The organism is Streptomyces sp. NPDC038213, from assembly GCF_055600495.1.
On sequence record NZ_JBVJYM010000004.1, the window covers coordinates 128,321 to 143,339 of the forward strand.

A 15,019-nucleotide genomic window follows, 5' to 3' on the forward strand; every position below is an offset into this window, starting at 1 on the left:
CTGCGGTACGCGTCGTCCACGGCGGCAGCCTACGGCTCGCGCGGAGGGCGGCGGGTGGTCAGGAGGAGGGCTATGTCGTCCGGGCGGTCCGGGGTGTGGCGGGCCTCGGTCATCAGGCGGTCGGCCAGTTCGCCCAGGGGGGCGGGGGCGGTGCGGGAGAGGGCCGCGGCGAGGCGGGCCACGCCGTGGTCGATGTCCTCGCCGGGGCGCTCCACCAGGCCGTCGGTGTACAGGGCGAGGACGGCGCCCGGTTCGAGGAGGAGGTCCGTGACCGGGTAGGTCTCCTCGCGGTCCACCCCGAGGACCACCCCGCCCGGCAGGTCGAGGACCGCGGTACGGCCGTCCCCGCCGCGCAGCAGCGGCTGCGGATGGCCCGCCCGGACCGCCCTCGCGCGGCCCGACCCCGGGTCGAGCTGGACGTAGCAGCAGCTCGCGAACTGGCCCGGGTCCAGGCCGATCAGCAGCCGGTTGGTGCCGCCGAGCACCTCCTGCGGGCTGTTCCCGGCCAGGGCGAAGGCCCGTACGGCGCTGCGCAGCTGGCCCATCGTGGCCGCCGCGGACACCCCGTGGCCCTGGACGTCCCCGATGACCAGGGCCAGCTGCCCGCCGCCGGTCTCCAGTACGTCGTACCAGTCCCCGCCGACCTCCATGCCCGCCGTCCCCGGCAGGTACCGGCCCACGGTCTCCAGCCGCTCGTCCACCGGCAGGCGGTGGGGGAGCAGGGCGTCCTGGAGCCCGCGGGCGAGCGCCGCCTCCGAGTCGTAGCGCTGCGCCCGCTCCAGCGCCTGGGCGATCAGGCCCGCGAGCGCGGTGAGGACCGTGCGCTCCTCCGGCGCGAACCCGCGCGGACCGTCGAAGCCGAGGATGCACGAGCCGACCGGGCGCCCCGAGGCGATCAGCGGCAGGAAGGCGCGGGCGCCGACGCTCGCGTCGAGCGGGATGCCCGGGTACGCGGCCGCCAGGTGCTCCATCGACTCGAAGAAGATCGGGCGGCCGGTGGTCAGGGCCTCGACCCCGGGCAGCCGGGCGTCGAGCCCGACTCCGTCGAACCGGTCGAGGAAGCCCTGCGGGAAGCCGGTCTCCCAGGCCAGGTACAGGTGCCGCTCGTTGAGCAGGTAGATCGCCAGCTGCCGGCCCCCGAAGGCGGGCAGCAGCTCCTCGGTGACCACCGCGGACACCTGCCGGGCGGTGACCGCCTCGCTCAGCGCTATGGCCAGGGCCACCGGCCGGTACAGTGCCGAGCCCCGGTCGGCGGGGGAGCCGGGTCCGGGTCCGGGCCGCCCCACCGAGCCCGGCGCGTACACCGGGTCCTCCGCGGCGGCGAGGGTGACGGTCAGTCCGACCCGGCCCGGGTGCAGCCGCACCGACACCCAGTCGCGGGCCTCCCGGCGGGCCACGAAGCGCACCTCGTCCCCGGAGAGCAGCACCGAGCGGAAGTAGTCCTCGTACGCCGGGTGGCCCAGCCACGGCAGCGCCTCCCACAGCACCCGCCCGGTCAGCTCGGCGCGGCCGAGGCCCAGCAGCCGCTCCGCGGCCGGGTTGGCGTACGTGACCCGGCCGAGCCGGTCGAGGGCGAGCACGGTCTGCGGGAGCCGGTCGGCGGCCTCGTCGAAGGCCGAGCCGACCCCGGGGTCCAGCAGGAACCCGGTGACCCGGCGGCCGGGCCGGGCGGTCAGCTCCAGCAGCAGCGCCTGCCCGCCGGGGCCGCGCAGCGGGACCCGGCGGGTGGCCGGGCCGCCGGGGGCGGCCAGGGCGCGGGCGGCCGCCCAGACCCCGTAGCGGTCCTCGCGGGCCCAGCCCGCGCTGATGGTGGCGACCGTCCCGTCGAACTCGTGCGGCTCCAGTCCCGCGAGGGCCACCAGTTCCGCGTCGGCGCTCATCGCCCCCGAGTCCAGGTCCCATGCGAAGTGCCCGGTGCGCACGGGCGGCGCGGCCGGCTCGGGCAGCTGCACGCAGACCGGCTCCCCGTCCCACTCCACGGCCGTCCCCCCGGCCCGGATCCGGCCCAGCCCGACGGCGAGCTCCTCCGCGCCCTGCCGCATGACCTTCCGGTCGGCGGCGGAGAGGGGCGCGCCGGGGGCGGCGGGGCGCAGGACGAACAGGACCCCCAGCCGGTCGTGGCGGTCGCGGGAGCCGGGGGCGTCGCGCAGGGCGCGGGCGTCGCCGCCCACCGGCTCGTACAGCGAGGCGAAGGGGAACGGCAGGCCCGCCATGAGCTGCGGGAACAGCCGCATGGCCTCGTCCGCGTCCGTGAGGTGCACGGACTGCCCGGTGCGGAAGGCCTCGGCGACCGGGTACGGGCGGTTCTCGTGGATCCGCCACCAGGGGCCGAACAGCGGGCCGGGCAGCCCCGCCAGCAGGGCCAGCCGCAGCAGGCCGGGGGTGCCGGAGCGCAGGTAGACGCCGCCGGCGTACCCGTCGGCGGCCTCGGTCGTGCTCACCGCGGCCTGGGCCAGCGCCAGGGTGAGCTCGTCCGGCCCGGCGCCCGGGGCCCCGGGCCCGGCCACGCCGTTCCCGGTCACACAGCCAGGATGCGCCCGCCCGGGTCCGGCCCGCATCCCGTGCCCGTCCGGGACCGGCGGGGACCGGCCGCGCCCGGCCGGGTCGGACCAGGGGTCAGCCGGGTCAGGCAGACCAGCCGGGTCGGCCGGCCTCGCGGGGGTACGCGTGCCGCGCGTCCGCGGTGCGTGCGCGGCGGCCGGGCCGGCCCGACGGGCCGACCCGGCCGGGGACGCCCGGGCCGCGGCCTCAGCTCGGGTCCGGGTGGCGCAGCAGCCGCAGCGCGTTGGCCACGACCAGCAGCGTGGAGCCCTCGTGCACCAGCACCGCCGGGCCGATGCCCAGCCCCAGCACGGTGGCGGGGACCAGCACCGCGACGATGCCCAGGCTCAGCCACAGGTTCTGCCGGATGACCCGGGTGGCGCGGCGGCTGAGCCCGGTGATGAACGGCAGCCGGTCCAGGTCGTCCGACATCAGGGCGATGTCCGCGGTCTCCAGGGCCACCGCGGAGCCCGCGGCGCCCATCGCGACCCCGACGGTCGCCCCGGCCATCGCGGGGGCGTCGTTGACCCCGTCGCCGATCATCGCCGTACGGCCCTTCGTGCGGAGCGCGGCCACGGCGCCCGCCTTGTCCTGCGGCAGCAGCCCGCCGCGGGCCTCGTCGATGCCGACCAGGGAGGCCACCGAGTCGGCGACCCGCTGGTCGTCGCCGGAGAGCATCACCGTCCGGGAGACGCCCAGGGCGCGCAGCCGGGCCACGGTGGCGGCGGCCTCCGGCCGCGGGGTGTCCATCAGGGCGAGCACGCCCAGGTGCCGGTCGCCGTAGCGCACGGCCATCGTGGTGCGGCCGGCCGCCGAGAGCTCCTCGGCCCGCTCGCGCAGCGCCTGCGGCACCGGGGTGCCCGACTCCTCGAACCCGGCCAGGCTGCCGATGCGGACCTCGGTGCCCCCGATCCGGCCCGCGACCCCGCGGCCGACCAGCGCCCGTACCTCCTCGGCCTGCGGGACCGGCAGGGCCGGGTCCAGGTGCCCGGGGGCGTCCCGGACCACGGCCTGCGCCAGCGGGTGGTCGCTCTGCCGCTGCACGGCCAGGGCGGTGCGCAGCAGCTCGGCGGCGTCGGTGCCCTCGGCGGGCAGGACGTCGGTGAGGCGGGGGCGGCCCTCCGTCAGGGTGCCGGTCTTGTCGAAGGCGACGGTGTGCAGCCGGCCGAACTCCTCCAGCGGCGCCCCGCCCTTGACGAGCACCCCGCCCCGGGCGGCCCGGCCCACCGCGCTCAGCACGGCCGCGGGGGTGGCGATGGCCAGGGCGCAGGGGCTGGCCGCGACCAGGACGGCCATCGCGCGGTAGAACGACTCGGCGAACGGCTCGCCGGCCAGCGCCCCGTACAGCAGCAGCGCGGCGACCAGGGCGAGCACGCCCGGTACGAAGACCCGCTGGAAGCGGTCGGTGAACCGCTGGGTGGGGGAGGTGCGCTCCTCGGCCTCCTGCACCATGCGCACCACCCGGCTCAGCGTGGTGTCGGCGGCGAGCCGGGTGACGACCAGCTCCAGCGAGCCGGCTCCGTTGACCGTGCCGGCGTACGCGCGGCTCTCGGCGGGGACCGCGCCCTCCAGGGCGAGGGCGGCGGCCGGGTCGGCCACCGGCCGCTTCTCGGCGGGCATGCTCTCGCCGGTCACGGGGGACTGGTCCACGCTGCCGGTGCCGGCGGCGACGAACCCGTCCGCGGGGAGGCGGGTGTGCGGGCGGACCAGGACCCGGTCGCCGACGGCGAGCTCGGCCACGGGCACCTCGGCGGGCTCCCCGGCGGGTGCCCCGACGGGCCCGGCGGCCTCCTCGCCGCCGGTGTCCCCGGCCCGGCGCAGCAGCAGCGCGGTGGCCGGGGCCAGGGCGCCGAGGGCCTCGATGGACCGCCGGGCGCGGCCCATGGCGTACCCCTCCAGGGCGTGGCCGAGGCTGAAGAGGACCAGGAGGACCGCGCCCTCCTCCCAGCGGCCGATGGCGGCCGCGCCCGCGGCGGCGACCAGCATCAGGAAGTCGACCTGGAACTTTCCGCGGCGCATGCTCACGAGGGCCTCGCGGAGGGTGAAGAACCCGCCGAAGGCGTAGGCGGCCGTGAAGAGCGGGGTGGCGCCCAGGACCAGCCCGGCGATCCAGGCGGCGAGGGCGAGCAGGGCACTGGCCAGTTCGGCGCGCTCGCCGAGGAGCCCGTGCCGGTGGGTGTTCGTACGGTTCGCACTCATGACCTCAATATATCAGCACATTGAAATATGTGAATGTGTTGAGCGGGTCCGGTCGCGGCCCGGGACGGCCCGGGACGGCCCGGGACCGTAGGGTGGGCCCGTGGAACAGACATCCGGCACCGGCCCCCTGATCTCCGAGGCCTCCGCGGCCGCCGTCGCCGAGGTCATGCAGGGCCTCGCGGCCCCCGCCCGCATCCGCATCCTCGACCGGCTGCTGCGCTCCCCCTGCTCCGTCGGCGAACTCGCCGAGGACCTCGGCCTCGGCCAGCCCACCGTCTCCAACCACCTGCGCCTGCTGCGCCACCTCGGCCTCGCCGCCGGCCACCGCAGCGGCCGCACCGTCGTCTACGCCCTCCACGACGAGCACGTGGCCGAACTCCTGCGCCAGGTCCTGGCCCACGTCCACCACGACCTGCCACAGTGAGGCCGTGCGCGTACTCATCGTGACCGCCGGCTCCTGGGGGGACGTCGCCCCCTACACCGGCCTCGGCATCCGGCTGCGCGCCGCGGGCCACGAGGTCTGCCTCGCCACCCACGGCCGCTTCGAGACCGCCGTGACCGCCCACGGCCTCGGCTTCCGCCCCCTGCCCGTCGACCCGCGCGCCGAGCTCGCCTCCGCCGCGGGCCAGGGCCTCGCCCGGGCCGTCAGCACCCCCGTGGCCATGGCCCGCGCCGTCCGCATGGCCCGTACGTTCATGCCGCGCCTGACCTCCGGGATCGTGGACGCCGTGGCCGGGGGCGCCGACGTGCTGCTGTCCTCCACCCTCACCGACCCCGTCTGCGCCACCCTCGCCGAAGCCGCCGCACTGCCCTCCCTCGGCGTCTACCTCCAGCCCCTCGAACCCACCGCCGCCTTCCCGCCCCTGGTCACCGGCGTACGCAGCCTCGGCCCCCGCGGCAACCGGCTCGCCGCCCGCGCCCTGTGGGCCGGCACCGACCTCATGTTCGCCCCCGCCGTCCGCGCCCTGCGCAGCGAACTCGGCCTGCCCCGGCGCCGCTTCGCCGGCCCCCTCGGACTCGACCCGCACCGCCCCGTCCACCACGGCTTCAGCCCGCTCGTCGTCCACCGCCCCGGCGACTGGCCCCCCGGCCACCGCGTCGGCGGCTACTGGTGGCCCGAGCCCCCGCCCGGCTGGCAGCCGGACCCCCGGCTCGTCGAGTTCCTCGCCGCCGGACCGCCCCCGGTCTTCGCGGGCTTCGGCAGCTTCGTCGCCGCCGACGCCCGGCGCCTGAGCGCCCTCGTGGTCCGGGCCCTGCGCGCCGCCGGGGTCCGCGCCGTCGTCCAGGCCGGCTGGAGCGGGCTGCACGCCGAGGGCGACGACGTCCTCACCGTCCCCGAGGTGCCCCACTCCTGGCTCTTCCCGCGCACCGCCGCCGTGATCCACCACGCCGGGGCCGGCACCACGGCCGCCGGACTGCGCGCCGGGGTCCCCGCCGTCCCCGTACCCGTCCAGCTCGACCAGCACTTCTGGGCGGCCCGCCTGACCTCCCTGGGCTGCGCCCCGGCCGCGCTGCGCTACCAGACCCTGACCGCGGACCGCCTCGCCGAGGCCGTGCGCCGGGCCGTCGGGGACCCCCGCCACCGCGAGAGCGCCGCCCGGATCGCCACCGGACTCGCCGCCGAGGACGGGGCCGCCCCGGTCGTCGCCGCACTGGAGCGGCTCGCCTGACGGGGCCGCCGGCCGCGCGGGCTCAGAGCAGTCCCCCCGCCTCCCCGGGTACACCCGCGGCCCCCGACCCGTCCGCCGTCAGCCGGTGCAGGCGCAGGGCCAGTTGGAGCTCCAGCGTGCGGGCCGGGGTGTTCCAGTCCGGGCCCAGCAGGGTCCGCACCCGGTCCAGCCGCTGCACCACCGTGTTCACGTGCACGTGCAGGGCGTCCTTGGTACGGGTCAGGCTCGCGCCCTGCGCGAAGTAGGCGCCCAGGGTGCGGACCAGGTCCGTCCCCCGCTCCGCGTCGTAGTCCAGCACCGGGCCCAGCACCCCCCGCACGTACGCCGACAGGTCCGCCCGCTCCCCGATCAGCAGCCCCACGAACCCCAGCTCCGCCAGCGCCCCGCCCTGACCCGCGTGCCCCAGCGCCCGCAGGGCCGACAGGCAGCGCCGCGCCTCCGCATGGGCCGCCGGCAGCCCGGCGGGACCGTCCGCCGGACCGGCCGCACCCACCGTCACCGGCGCCGACACCAGCGCCCCCAGCTCCGCAGCCAGCTCCCGGGCCGCGGCCCCCGGCTCCGCCGCCGGCACGACCACCACCACCTCGCCGCGGTGCAGCCCCGCCAGCCCCCGCCGCGCGTGCGCGATCCGGGCCGCCGCCGACAGCAGCCGCCTCGGGTCCACCGGCGCGCCGCCCCGCCCGGACGGCCCGGCACCCGGTACGGCCGCTCCGGCACCCGCCCCGGACGGCCCGGTGCCCGCCACGAACACCGCCTGCCCCGCGCCCAGCGCCACCCCCAGGCGCCGGGCCCGGCGCGCCAGCCCGGCGGCGTCGGCGGTGCCCGCCAGCAGGTCGTGCAGCAGCTCCCCGCGGATCCGGTCCTCCGCCTCCGCGACCGACCGCCCCAGGAGCAGCAGCAGCGCGGTCACCACGCTCGCCCGCTCGAACAGCAGCCGGTCCGCGTCCCCCAGCGGCGCCGCCCGGGTCAGCGCGATACTGCCCAGCGGCTCCGGACCGGCCACCACCGCGCACAGCCAGCTGCCGTCCGCCGCCACCGCCCGCCCGCTGGACCGCGAGGCCGCCACGGCCGCGGCCGGCGGGGACGCGGGCCCCGCACCGGCCCGCGCCAGCTCCGCGCCCTCGCTGTCGTGGACCACGATCCCGCCGTCGAGCAGACCCGCCAGGGCCAGCGCCACATCGGCCACGCCGCCCCCGCGCAGCACCAGGTCGGTCAGCTGGTCGTGGGCCCGCTCGGCCCGCGCCGAGGCCTCGCTGTGCGCGCGGATGGTCTCCGAGGCCCGTCCCAGCTCCACCAGGGCCGCCCGGGTCTCCTCCAGCAGGCGCGCGCCGTCGATCGCGATGGCCGCGTGGTCCGCCAGCGAGGACAGCAGCGCCACCTCGTCCGCCGTGAACCCGCGCGGGGCCCGGTCCGCCGCGTACAGCACCCCGATGATCCGCGAGCCCACCCGCAGCGGTACGCCGAGGATCGCGCGCAGCCCCTCCTCGGCGACCGCCCCGTCGATCGCGTCCGTGTGCCGGAACCGCGTGTCGGCCTGGTAGTCGCCGGTCACGTACGGGCGCGCGGTCTGCGCCACCAGCCCGCCCAGGCCCTCGCCCATCCCCAGCCGGACCTGCTGGAAGGCGGCCGCCACCGAGCCGTCCGTGACCCGCATGTACGTGTCCCCGGCCGCCTCGTCGTTGAGCGACAGGTACGTCACGTCCGTGCCGAGCAGCAGTTTCGCCCGGTGCACGATGGCCCGCAGGACCGCGTCGAGGTCCCGCAGCCCGGCCAGGTCGCTCGCCGTGTCGAAGAGCGCGGTCAGCTCGGCCTCCCGCCGCCGGTGCTGCCCGATGGTCCGCCGGATCCGCAGGGCCACCTCGGCGGCCTCCGCCACGGCGGCCACCGCCTCCGCCGGCGCCCCCGCCTCCCGGGCCGCGGCGGCCGGGCGCGCGAAGTCCTCGGCGGGCGCCCCCGCGGCCAGCAGGTCCAGCAGCCTGCGCAGGGCGGCGGCGGTGGCGCCGTCGGTTCCGGGGGCCGTTCCGGGGGCTGTCACGGTGGGGAGCATACGTCGCGCCTCTCCGGGCGGTGGGGGCGGCGCCGTACGGCCCGGACGGGGAGCCGTACGGCAGCGGCGGGTGCAGCGGGCGGGGCCGGGAACCGCCCGCCGGGTACGGGCCCCTCAGCCGCCCGTCCGGGCCCCGGCCGCCGTCTTCCCGGCCCCCGCACCGGTCTGCGCCGGCACGGCCGCCGCCCCCAGGCTGCGCCCGCGGGTCTCCCGGGCCACCGCCACGGTGCCCACGGTCACCAGCGCCGCGGCGCACAGGTACACCGAGACCGGCACCGAGGACCCGTAGTCCTTCAGCAGTTCCACCGCGATGATCGGGGCGAGCGCCCCGCCGACGATCGAGGCGAGCTGCGAGCCCATCGAGGCCCCCGAGTAGCGGACCTCGGTGTCGAACATCTCCGAGATGAAGGCGGCCTGCGGCCCGTACATCGCCCCGTGCAGCAGCAGGCCCACCGTCACGGCCAGCACGATCACGGGGAAGGACTCCGTGTCCAGCAGGGCGAAGAAGGCGAACGCCCACAGCGCCATGCCCGCGGCGCCGATCAGGGTGACGGGCCGGCGCCCGATCCGGTCCGACAGGGCGCCCCACAGCGGGATCGTCACGAAGTGCACGGCCGAGCCGATCAGCACCGCGTTCAGGGCCAGGCTCTTGGGCAGCTCCAGATGGGCCGTCACGTACACGAGCAGGAAGGCGGTGAGGATGTAGTACGAGACGTTCTCCCCGAGCCGGGTGCCGATCGCGGTCAGCACCTGGCGGCGGCTGGTGCGCAGCACCTCGACCACCGGCGCCCGGGGGGCCTCGCCCGCAGCCTTCCGCTCGGCGGCCTTCTCCTGCGCCGCGAGGAACACCGGGGACTCCGACACCGAGATCCGGATCCACAGTCCGATCACCACGAGGACCCCGGAGAGCAGGAAGGGTATCCGCCAGCCCCAGGCGAGGAAGGCCTCCTCGGACTGCACGGCGGCCAGCAGGGCCAGCACCCCGGTCGCGAGCAGGTTCCCGCCGGGCGCCCCGGCCTGCGGCCAGGAGGCCCAGAACCCGCGGCGGCGGTCGTCGCCGTGCTCCGACACCAGCAGCACGGCCCCGCCCCACTCACCGCCCAGCGCGAACCCCTGCACCAGCCGCAGCAGGGTCAGCAGCACGGGCGCCGCGGCCCCGATCGCGGCGTGCGTGGGCAGCAGGCCCATCGCGAAGGTGGCCCCGCCCATCATCAGCAGGCTGAGCACCAGCAGCTTCTTGCGCCCGACGCGGTCGCCGAAGTGCCCGAACACCACCCCGCCCAGCGGCCGGGCCGCGAAGCCCACCGCGTAGGTGAGGAAGGCGAGCAGGGTCCCGGTCAGCGGATCGCTGTCCGGGAAGAACAGCGTGTTGAACACCAGCGCGGCGGCGGACCCGTACAGGAAGAAGTCGTACCACTCCACGGTGGTCCCGACGAGGCTGGCGGCGACGATCCTCTTGATGCTGCCGGACGGTGCTGACGGGGGAGCGGAGGCGGCCATGGGCACCACTTTCGGACGGGGAGGGGGGAACGATTCCGTGCGGCCACACCCTAGGAACGCCCAGGTCAAGGGCACATGGTGCGCGCCTCCACAGTTGCCCCCGCAGAGGTGTGCGCTTCCGCCATGCGGACGGCCGCTGGGAGCCCGTACCCGGGCTCCGGGGGAGGCCGGGCTCCGGCGGGCGCCCCGGATAGCATCGGCCCATGCCCGACGAGCGCCTGACCGCCGATCACCTGCCCGGTTCCGCCGCGCTGCCGCCCGGGATGGAGATCCGCGAGCTGGACGTGGGCGATGCGGTGACCGCGGCGGCGGCGCAGGAGGTGGGGCGGCGCGCCTACGCCGTCGAGGCGGGACTGATCGGCTTCGACGGGATCCCCGCCCTGCACGAGTCCCTCGCGCAGATGCAGGCCCGCCCGCTGCGCTGGCTGGGCGCGGTGACGGGCGACGGCCGGGTGGCCGCCTTCGTGGCCTGGGAGGCCGGCACCGGCGGTGGGCCGCAGGAGACGGTCGTCGACCGGGTCTGCGTGGACCCCGCCTGGTTCCGCCGCGGCCTGGCCTCCCGGCTGCTGGAGCACCTGCTCGCCGGGGCCGCCGGCAGCGGCGGGGTGCGCGTGACCACCGGCGCGGACAACGCGCCCGCGGTGACCCTCTACCGCAAGCTCGGCTTCAGCCGCGGTGCCGACTTCGAACCCGTACCGGGCCTGCGCATGGCGAGCTTCCTCCTCCGCCGCTGAGGCGGGCCCCGGTCCGGGCGGATCCGCTGCCCCGTGCCTCCCGGCGGCTGAGCCGCCCCCGCGCTCCCTGGGCCGGATACGCGAACACCGCGGCGGGGTCCCGGGGACGGGACCCCGCCGCGGTGGCGGGACGGGGCGGGTCAGGAGCGGGGGCGGCGGTCCGCGGCGGCGGGCTTGCCGGCCTTCTCGGCCTTCTCGGCCTTCTCCGCGCGCATCTGCTTGATGCGGACGGTCTCCTTGCGGACCTCGGACTGGGTCGCGCGCTCCTTCTCCAGCCAGGTCGGGTTCTCGGCCTTGAGGGCCTCGATCTGCTCGGTGGTGAGGGCCTCGGTGACCCCGCCGCGGGCCAGGCCCGCGATCGAGATGCCGAGCTTGGCGGCGACCACGGGGCGGGGGTGCGGGCCGTTGTCCCGCAGTTCCTTCAGCCACGCGGGCGGGTTGGCCTGCAGCTCGTTCAGCTCGGCGCGCGAGACCACGCCCTCCTGGAACTCTGCGGGGGTGGCCTCGAGGTACACACCCAGCTTCTTCGCCGCGGTCGCGGGCTTCATCGTCTGGGTGCTCTGGTGCGACGTCATGGTGTCAAGGGTATCGAGCATGTGCACGGGCTCCGACCACGCCCGGTAGCCTTGCGGGGTGACAGGCTCGGATGAATCCCCCGCGTTCCGGCTCGCCTACGTTCCGGGAGCGACCCCCGCCAAGTGGGTGCGGATCTGGAACGAGCGCTTGCCCGACGTCCCCCTCACCCTCGTCCCGGCCGCCCCGGCGGAATCCTTCGGGATGCTCCGCGGGGGTGCGGCCGACGCGGCGCTGCTGCGGCTGCCGGTGGACGGCGAGGACCTCAGTGCGATCCCCCTCTACACCGAGACCACGGTGGTCGTGGTCCCCAAGGACCACCTCTTCGCGGCGGTGGAGGAGGTGTCCGCCGAGGACCTGGCGGACGAGATCGTGCTGCACCCGCTCGACGACACCCTCGGCTGGGAGGAGCGCCCGCCGGGCAGGCCCGCCTTCGAGCGGCCCGCCACCACGGCCGACGCGGTCGAGCTGGTCGCCGCCGGGATCGGCGTGCTCGCCGTACCCCAGTCGCTGGCCCGGCTGCACCACCGGCGGGACCTGACCTACCGCACCCTGACCGGGGTCCCCGAGTCCCGGGTCGCCCTGTCCTGGCCGGCCGCGGAGACCACCCCCGACCTGGTCGAGGAGTTCATCGGGATCGTCCGCGGGCGCACGGTGAACAGCACCCGCGGCCGCGGCCAGACCCCGCCGAAGGACCAGTCGAAAGCGCAGGGCAAGGCGCAGTCCAAGGCTTCGGCCAAGGGCCAGGGCAAGGCCCCGGCCAAGGGGTCCGCGAAGGGCGGAGCCAAGGCCGGGGCCCGCGGCGGGGCGGCCCGGACCGGCGGGAAGTCGGCCGCCCGCTCCGGGGGCGGCGGCAGGGCCGCGGCCAAGGGCGCCCGCCGCCCGGGCAAGCCCCGGGGCCGCTGACCTGCGCCGGCGTCCCCGCCGCTCAGGCGTCCACGGCCGGGACCGGGGTCTCGACCAGTCCCGCCACGTGCGCCGTGACCGTGTCCAGGACCGCCGCTGCGCCCGCGGCCTCGCCGAGGGCCAGGTGGTGCAGGGTCAGCCCGTCCGTCATCGCCGCCAGGTAGCGGGCCAGCACCGACACCGGCACCCGCAGGGTGAAGCCCATCTCGGCGCGCAGCTGCCGGATCAGCTCGGCGTAGGTCTCGGCGTACAGCTCGTACTGGCGCCGGGCCAGGTGCCCGAACCCCGGCTGCCGCAGGGCGTACTGCGTCAGCTCGTACGTCAGCATGTGCGCGCCCGGGTGGGCCACCACGTGGTCCCAGTAGGCCTGGAAGCCCGCCCGGATCGTGTCCTGGAGGGTCTCCCGGGGCCGCAGGGCCTCCTTGACCACGGCCGCGTAGTGGTCGGTGATCGAGGAGATCACGGCTTCGAGGAGGGCCTCCTTCGATTCGAAGCAGTAGTGGAAGACGCTCAGCGACACGCCCGCCTCCGCGGCGATCGACCGGGTCGTGGTCCGGGCGACCCCGTCGCGGGCCATCGCGCGGATCGCGGCCTCGGTGAGCTGCCGGCGGCGCTCGGCGGACGGCAAGCGTGCCATGCGCCCTCCCTCCCGTACCTGCCCGGTACGCATCGGGGCGCGGCGCCCGCCGGCGCCGCGCCACCCGTCGGTGCGGACGGCTCCGCCCGGACCGGCGCGGGGCCGGTCCGGGCGGCTCCGCCCGTTGCTGTACGGGGTCAGCTGCTGTAGACCCCCACCTCGTGGAGCGAGTAGCCCCACTGGGTGCCGCGCTGTACCCCCTGGACGCGTACGTACCGCGCCGGGGTCCCCTCGAACCGCGCCGTGTCCAGACCGCCGTCCCCGGCGGTGGTGGACCAGGCGGTCTTCCACTCGCTGCCGTCCGCGGACAGCTCGATCCGGTACGCCCTGCCGTGCGCCCGCTCCCAGTCCAGCGTGATCCGCTTGACCAGGTTCACGGAGCCGAGGTCGACCCGCCACCACTGGTCGTCGTTCCACTCGCTGGCCCAGCGGGTGCCCCCGTCGCCGTCCGCGGCCCGGCCGGGCGCGTACGAGACGAAGGGGTTCCACCACTCGCTGGTGGACGCGGCGGCCGGGCGGCCCAGGGCCAGGTTCTCCCCGGCCTTGTGCTGCTCGGAGCCGCCCCAGGTGCGCAGGTAGGACTCGGCGCCGCGGAACAGGTCGTCCACCACGTCCTGGCCGCCGGTCAGCCGGATGTCCTCGATCCAGTCGGGGACCAGGCCGTAGTGCGAAGCGCCGTCGGTGTTGAGGTCCCAGGTGCGCTGCCCGGTGGTCTGCTTGTCGATCACCGAGCCGCCGTCCGTGCTGCGGAAGGGGTAGCGGACCGGGTTCGGGGTGTCGGCGCCGCGCGGGCCGGGCCAGCCGCCCACGCCGTTCATGTCGGTGCCGTAGCCGTAGCCCGCCCCGTACTTGTCGCGCAGCGCGTCCGTGCGCTTGGCCTCGGCGCTGAAGGCCTCGGCGCCGTTCATGTACTGGGCCGCGAACCCGCCGAGTTTGTAGAGCCGCTCGGTCCACTCGCTGTCCATCCAGCTGTGCGAGGAGATGATGCCCGGGTAGGACTCCGACTCCAGGATGTCGAAGGCGCGGCCGGCCGCCTTGACGCTCATGTGGTCGATCTCCAGCATCATCTTGCGCTTCATCATCCCGCGCACCGCGTACTCGCCCAGCTCCGTGAGCCCGCGGGTGTTGCACTGGGCGCCGGCCGCGTACGAGGGCACGCTCACGCCGGCCGGCAGCTCCTTCTCCGCGGCGGGGGCGGCGGCCAGCCCGATCGGGTTGTCGCGCTGCGGGCCGGTGCACTCCTCGGTCTTCCAGAAGGTGCCGGTGGACAGGAACTGGCCCACGTTGATGGCGGTGCCGAGGGCCCCGGAGTCGAAGCGGACCCCGCACAGGGCGTTGTCGAATTTGTGGCACAGGAACATGCTGCGCACGCCCAGCTGGTGCAGTTCGTCGAGCCCGCGGTCGATGTCCGCCTTGCCGCACTGCGCGACGTCGAGGACCTGCTTGCAGCCGAAGGGCTCGGAGGTCTCCACCCCGAGGACCACGGCGAGTTTGCCCTCGCCGATCACCCGGCGGGCCTGCTCGGTGTCGGTGACGATCCGGAACCAGCCCTTCCCGGGGCCGCCGTACATCTTGTCGACGAAGGCCTGCATCTCGTACGTCTTGCGGGCCTGGAGCCGGATCGAGGTCATCTCGTCGCAGCTGCGGTCCTTGAAGAAGTACACCGAGCAGATGACCCCGTTGGTGACCAGGTCGTTCACCATGATGCGCTGGCCGCCGCGCCAGGCGCGCTCCACCCAGGCGTAGTAGTTCTGCTGGTGGGTCAGCGAGTCGTGGGCGGGCCAGTCCTTGAAGGTGGGCCAGCCGTCCGGGTCGTGCTTGCCGTCACCGCCCTTGGTGATGAAGTCGAAGACGGCGAGGGAGCCGTCGGGGTAGTGCTCGGGGCAGTCCTTGAGCGCGTCGGCCACCCCCAGCTCGGAGAAGGTCTTGCCGCAGATGAGCCGGCCGCCGAAGGCCTCGTTGGACATGAGGTGGTTGTGGGCGTCGACGAAGCCCCGGACCTGTCCCTTGGCGTCGGTCCCCTTGAAGGGCTCGCCGGTGACGTTGATCTCGGAATCGGGGGCGGGCCGGGCGGTGGGGGTCCACCACCCGGGCTCGGCCGCGGAACTGGGCACGGGGCCCAGCAGCATGGCCATCGCTGCGAGGAGGAACGACAGGACCAGCAGGGGCCTGCGTCTGCGCTGTGGGGGTCGCGTCATGGCCTGTGAGGATT

The 15,019-nt window shown here is 76.2% G+C and carries 11 protein-coding genes; 4 read left to right on the forward strand and 7 right to left on the reverse strand.

Going from position 1 to position 15,019, the window contains the following annotated elements:
* Positions 1-29: 29 nt before the first annotated feature.
* Positions 30-2,558 carry a PP2C family protein-serine/threonine phosphatase gene (locus tag ACZ7JZ_RS07920; RefSeq protein ID WP_470934435.1) on the reverse strand — a complete coding sequence of 843 codons (2,529 nt, stop codon included), beginning with the start codon at positions 2,556-2,558 and terminating at the stop codon, positions 30-32.
* A gap of 190 nt (positions 2,559-2,748) precedes the next feature.
* The gene (locus ACZ7JZ_RS07925; RefSeq protein ID WP_470934438.1) at positions 2,749-4,740 is read right to left on the reverse strand and encodes a heavy metal translocating P-type ATPase; all 1,992 of its coding nucleotides are present in this window, start codon (positions 4,738-4,740) and stop codon (positions 2,749-2,751) included.
* A 100-nt stretch (positions 4,741-4,840) separates the two neighbouring features.
* Between ACZ7JZ_RS07925 and ACZ7JZ_RS07930 the strand changes: the two genes are divergently transcribed.
* Positions 4,841-5,164, forward strand: a complete 324-nt coding sequence (locus ACZ7JZ_RS07930; RefSeq protein WP_470934441.1) for an ArsR/SmtB family transcription factor — start codon at positions 4,841-4,843, stop codon at positions 5,162-5,164.
* A 4-nt stretch (positions 5,165-5,168) separates the two neighbouring features.
* Positions 5,169-6,410, forward strand: a complete 1,242-nt coding sequence (locus ACZ7JZ_RS07935; protein ID WP_470934444.1) for a glycosyltransferase — start codon at positions 5,169-5,171, stop codon at positions 6,408-6,410.
* 22 nt (positions 6,411-6,432) lie between these two features.
* Here the strand turns inward: ACZ7JZ_RS07935 and ACZ7JZ_RS07940 are convergent, their stop codons facing one another.
* Together ACZ7JZ_RS07940 and ACZ7JZ_RS07945 are read right to left on the reverse strand one after the other, a co-directional pair.
* Entirely contained in the window at positions 6,433-8,457 is a 2,025-nt protein-coding gene (locus ACZ7JZ_RS07940) for a helix-turn-helix domain-containing protein (RefSeq protein ID WP_470934447.1), read from the reverse strand.
* Between the two features lie 114 nt (positions 8,458-8,571).
* Positions 8,572-9,957, reverse strand: a complete 1,386-nt coding sequence (locus tag ACZ7JZ_RS07945) for an MFS transporter (protein WP_470934450.1) — start codon at positions 9,955-9,957, stop codon at positions 8,572-8,574.
* A 203-nt stretch (positions 9,958-10,160) separates the two neighbouring features.
* On the opposite strand from ACZ7JZ_RS07945, the gene ACZ7JZ_RS07950 reads away from it, so the two are divergent.
* The gene (locus tag ACZ7JZ_RS07950; RefSeq protein WP_470934453.1) at positions 10,161-10,691 is read left to right on the forward strand and encodes a GNAT family N-acetyltransferase; all 531 of its coding nucleotides are present in this window, start codon (positions 10,161-10,163) and stop codon (positions 10,689-10,691) included.
* 140 nt (positions 10,692-10,831) lie between these two features.
* Here the strand turns inward: ACZ7JZ_RS07950 and ACZ7JZ_RS07955 are convergent, their stop codons facing one another.
* Positions 10,832-11,287, reverse strand: a complete 456-nt coding sequence (locus ACZ7JZ_RS07955) for a DUF5997 family protein (protein ID WP_470934456.1) — start codon at positions 11,285-11,287, stop codon at positions 10,832-10,834.
* A 37-nt stretch (positions 11,288-11,324) separates the two neighbouring features.
* On the opposite strand from ACZ7JZ_RS07955, the gene ACZ7JZ_RS07960 reads away from it, so the two are divergent.
* A complete protein-coding gene (locus ACZ7JZ_RS07960; RefSeq protein WP_470934459.1) occupies positions 11,325-12,170 on the forward strand; it encodes a LysR family transcriptional regulator substrate-binding protein in 846 nt (281 codons plus the stop codon).
* Between the two features lie 22 nt (positions 12,171-12,192).
* Here ACZ7JZ_RS07960 and ACZ7JZ_RS07965 read toward each other — a convergent pair whose 3' ends face one another.
* Both ACZ7JZ_RS07965 and ACZ7JZ_RS07970 read right to left on the reverse strand, forming a co-directional pair.
* The gene (locus ACZ7JZ_RS07965) at positions 12,193-12,807 is read right to left on the reverse strand and encodes a TetR/AcrR family transcriptional regulator (protein ID WP_470934462.1); all 615 of its coding nucleotides are present in this window, start codon (positions 12,805-12,807) and stop codon (positions 12,193-12,195) included.
* A 137-nt stretch (positions 12,808-12,944) separates the two neighbouring features.
* Entirely contained in the window at positions 12,945-15,005 is a 2,061-nt protein-coding gene (locus ACZ7JZ_RS07970) for a galactose-binding domain-containing protein (protein ID WP_470934465.1), read from the reverse strand.
* Positions 15,006-15,019 lie beyond the last annotated feature (14 nt).

Bases quoted from the DNA above. Each gene is read 5' to 3' on its own strand.
- ACZ7JZ_RS07950 (WP_470934453.1), top strand. From the start codon at position 10,161: ATGCCCGACGAGCGCCTGACCGCCGATCACCTGCCCGGTTCCGCCGCG.
- ACZ7JZ_RS07955 (WP_470934456.1), bottom strand. From the start codon at position 11,287: ATGCTCGATACCCTTGACACCATGACGTCGCACCAGAGCACCCAGACG.
- ACZ7JZ_RS07925 (WP_470934438.1), bottom strand. From the start codon at position 4,740: ATGAGTGCGAACCGTACGAACACCCACCGGCACGGGCTCCTCGGCGAG.
- ACZ7JZ_RS07945 (WP_470934450.1), bottom strand. From the start codon at position 9,957: ATGGCCGCCTCCGCTCCCCCGTCAGCACCGTCCGGCAGCATCAAGAGG.
- ACZ7JZ_RS07965 (WP_470934462.1), bottom strand. From the start codon at position 12,807: ATGGCACGCTTGCCGTCCGCCGAGCGCCGCCGGCAGCTCACCGAGGCC.
- ACZ7JZ_RS07940 (WP_470934447.1), bottom strand. From the start codon at position 8,457: ATGCTCCCCACCGTGACAGCCCCCGGAACGGCCCCCGGAACCGACGGC.
- ACZ7JZ_RS07970 (WP_470934465.1), bottom strand. From the start codon at position 15,005: ATGACGCGACCCCCACAGCGCAGACGCAGGCCCCTGCTGGTCCTGTCG.
- ACZ7JZ_RS07920 (WP_470934435.1), bottom strand. From the start codon at position 2,558: ATGCGGGCCGGACCCGGGCGGGCGCATCCTGGCTGTGTGACCGGGAAC.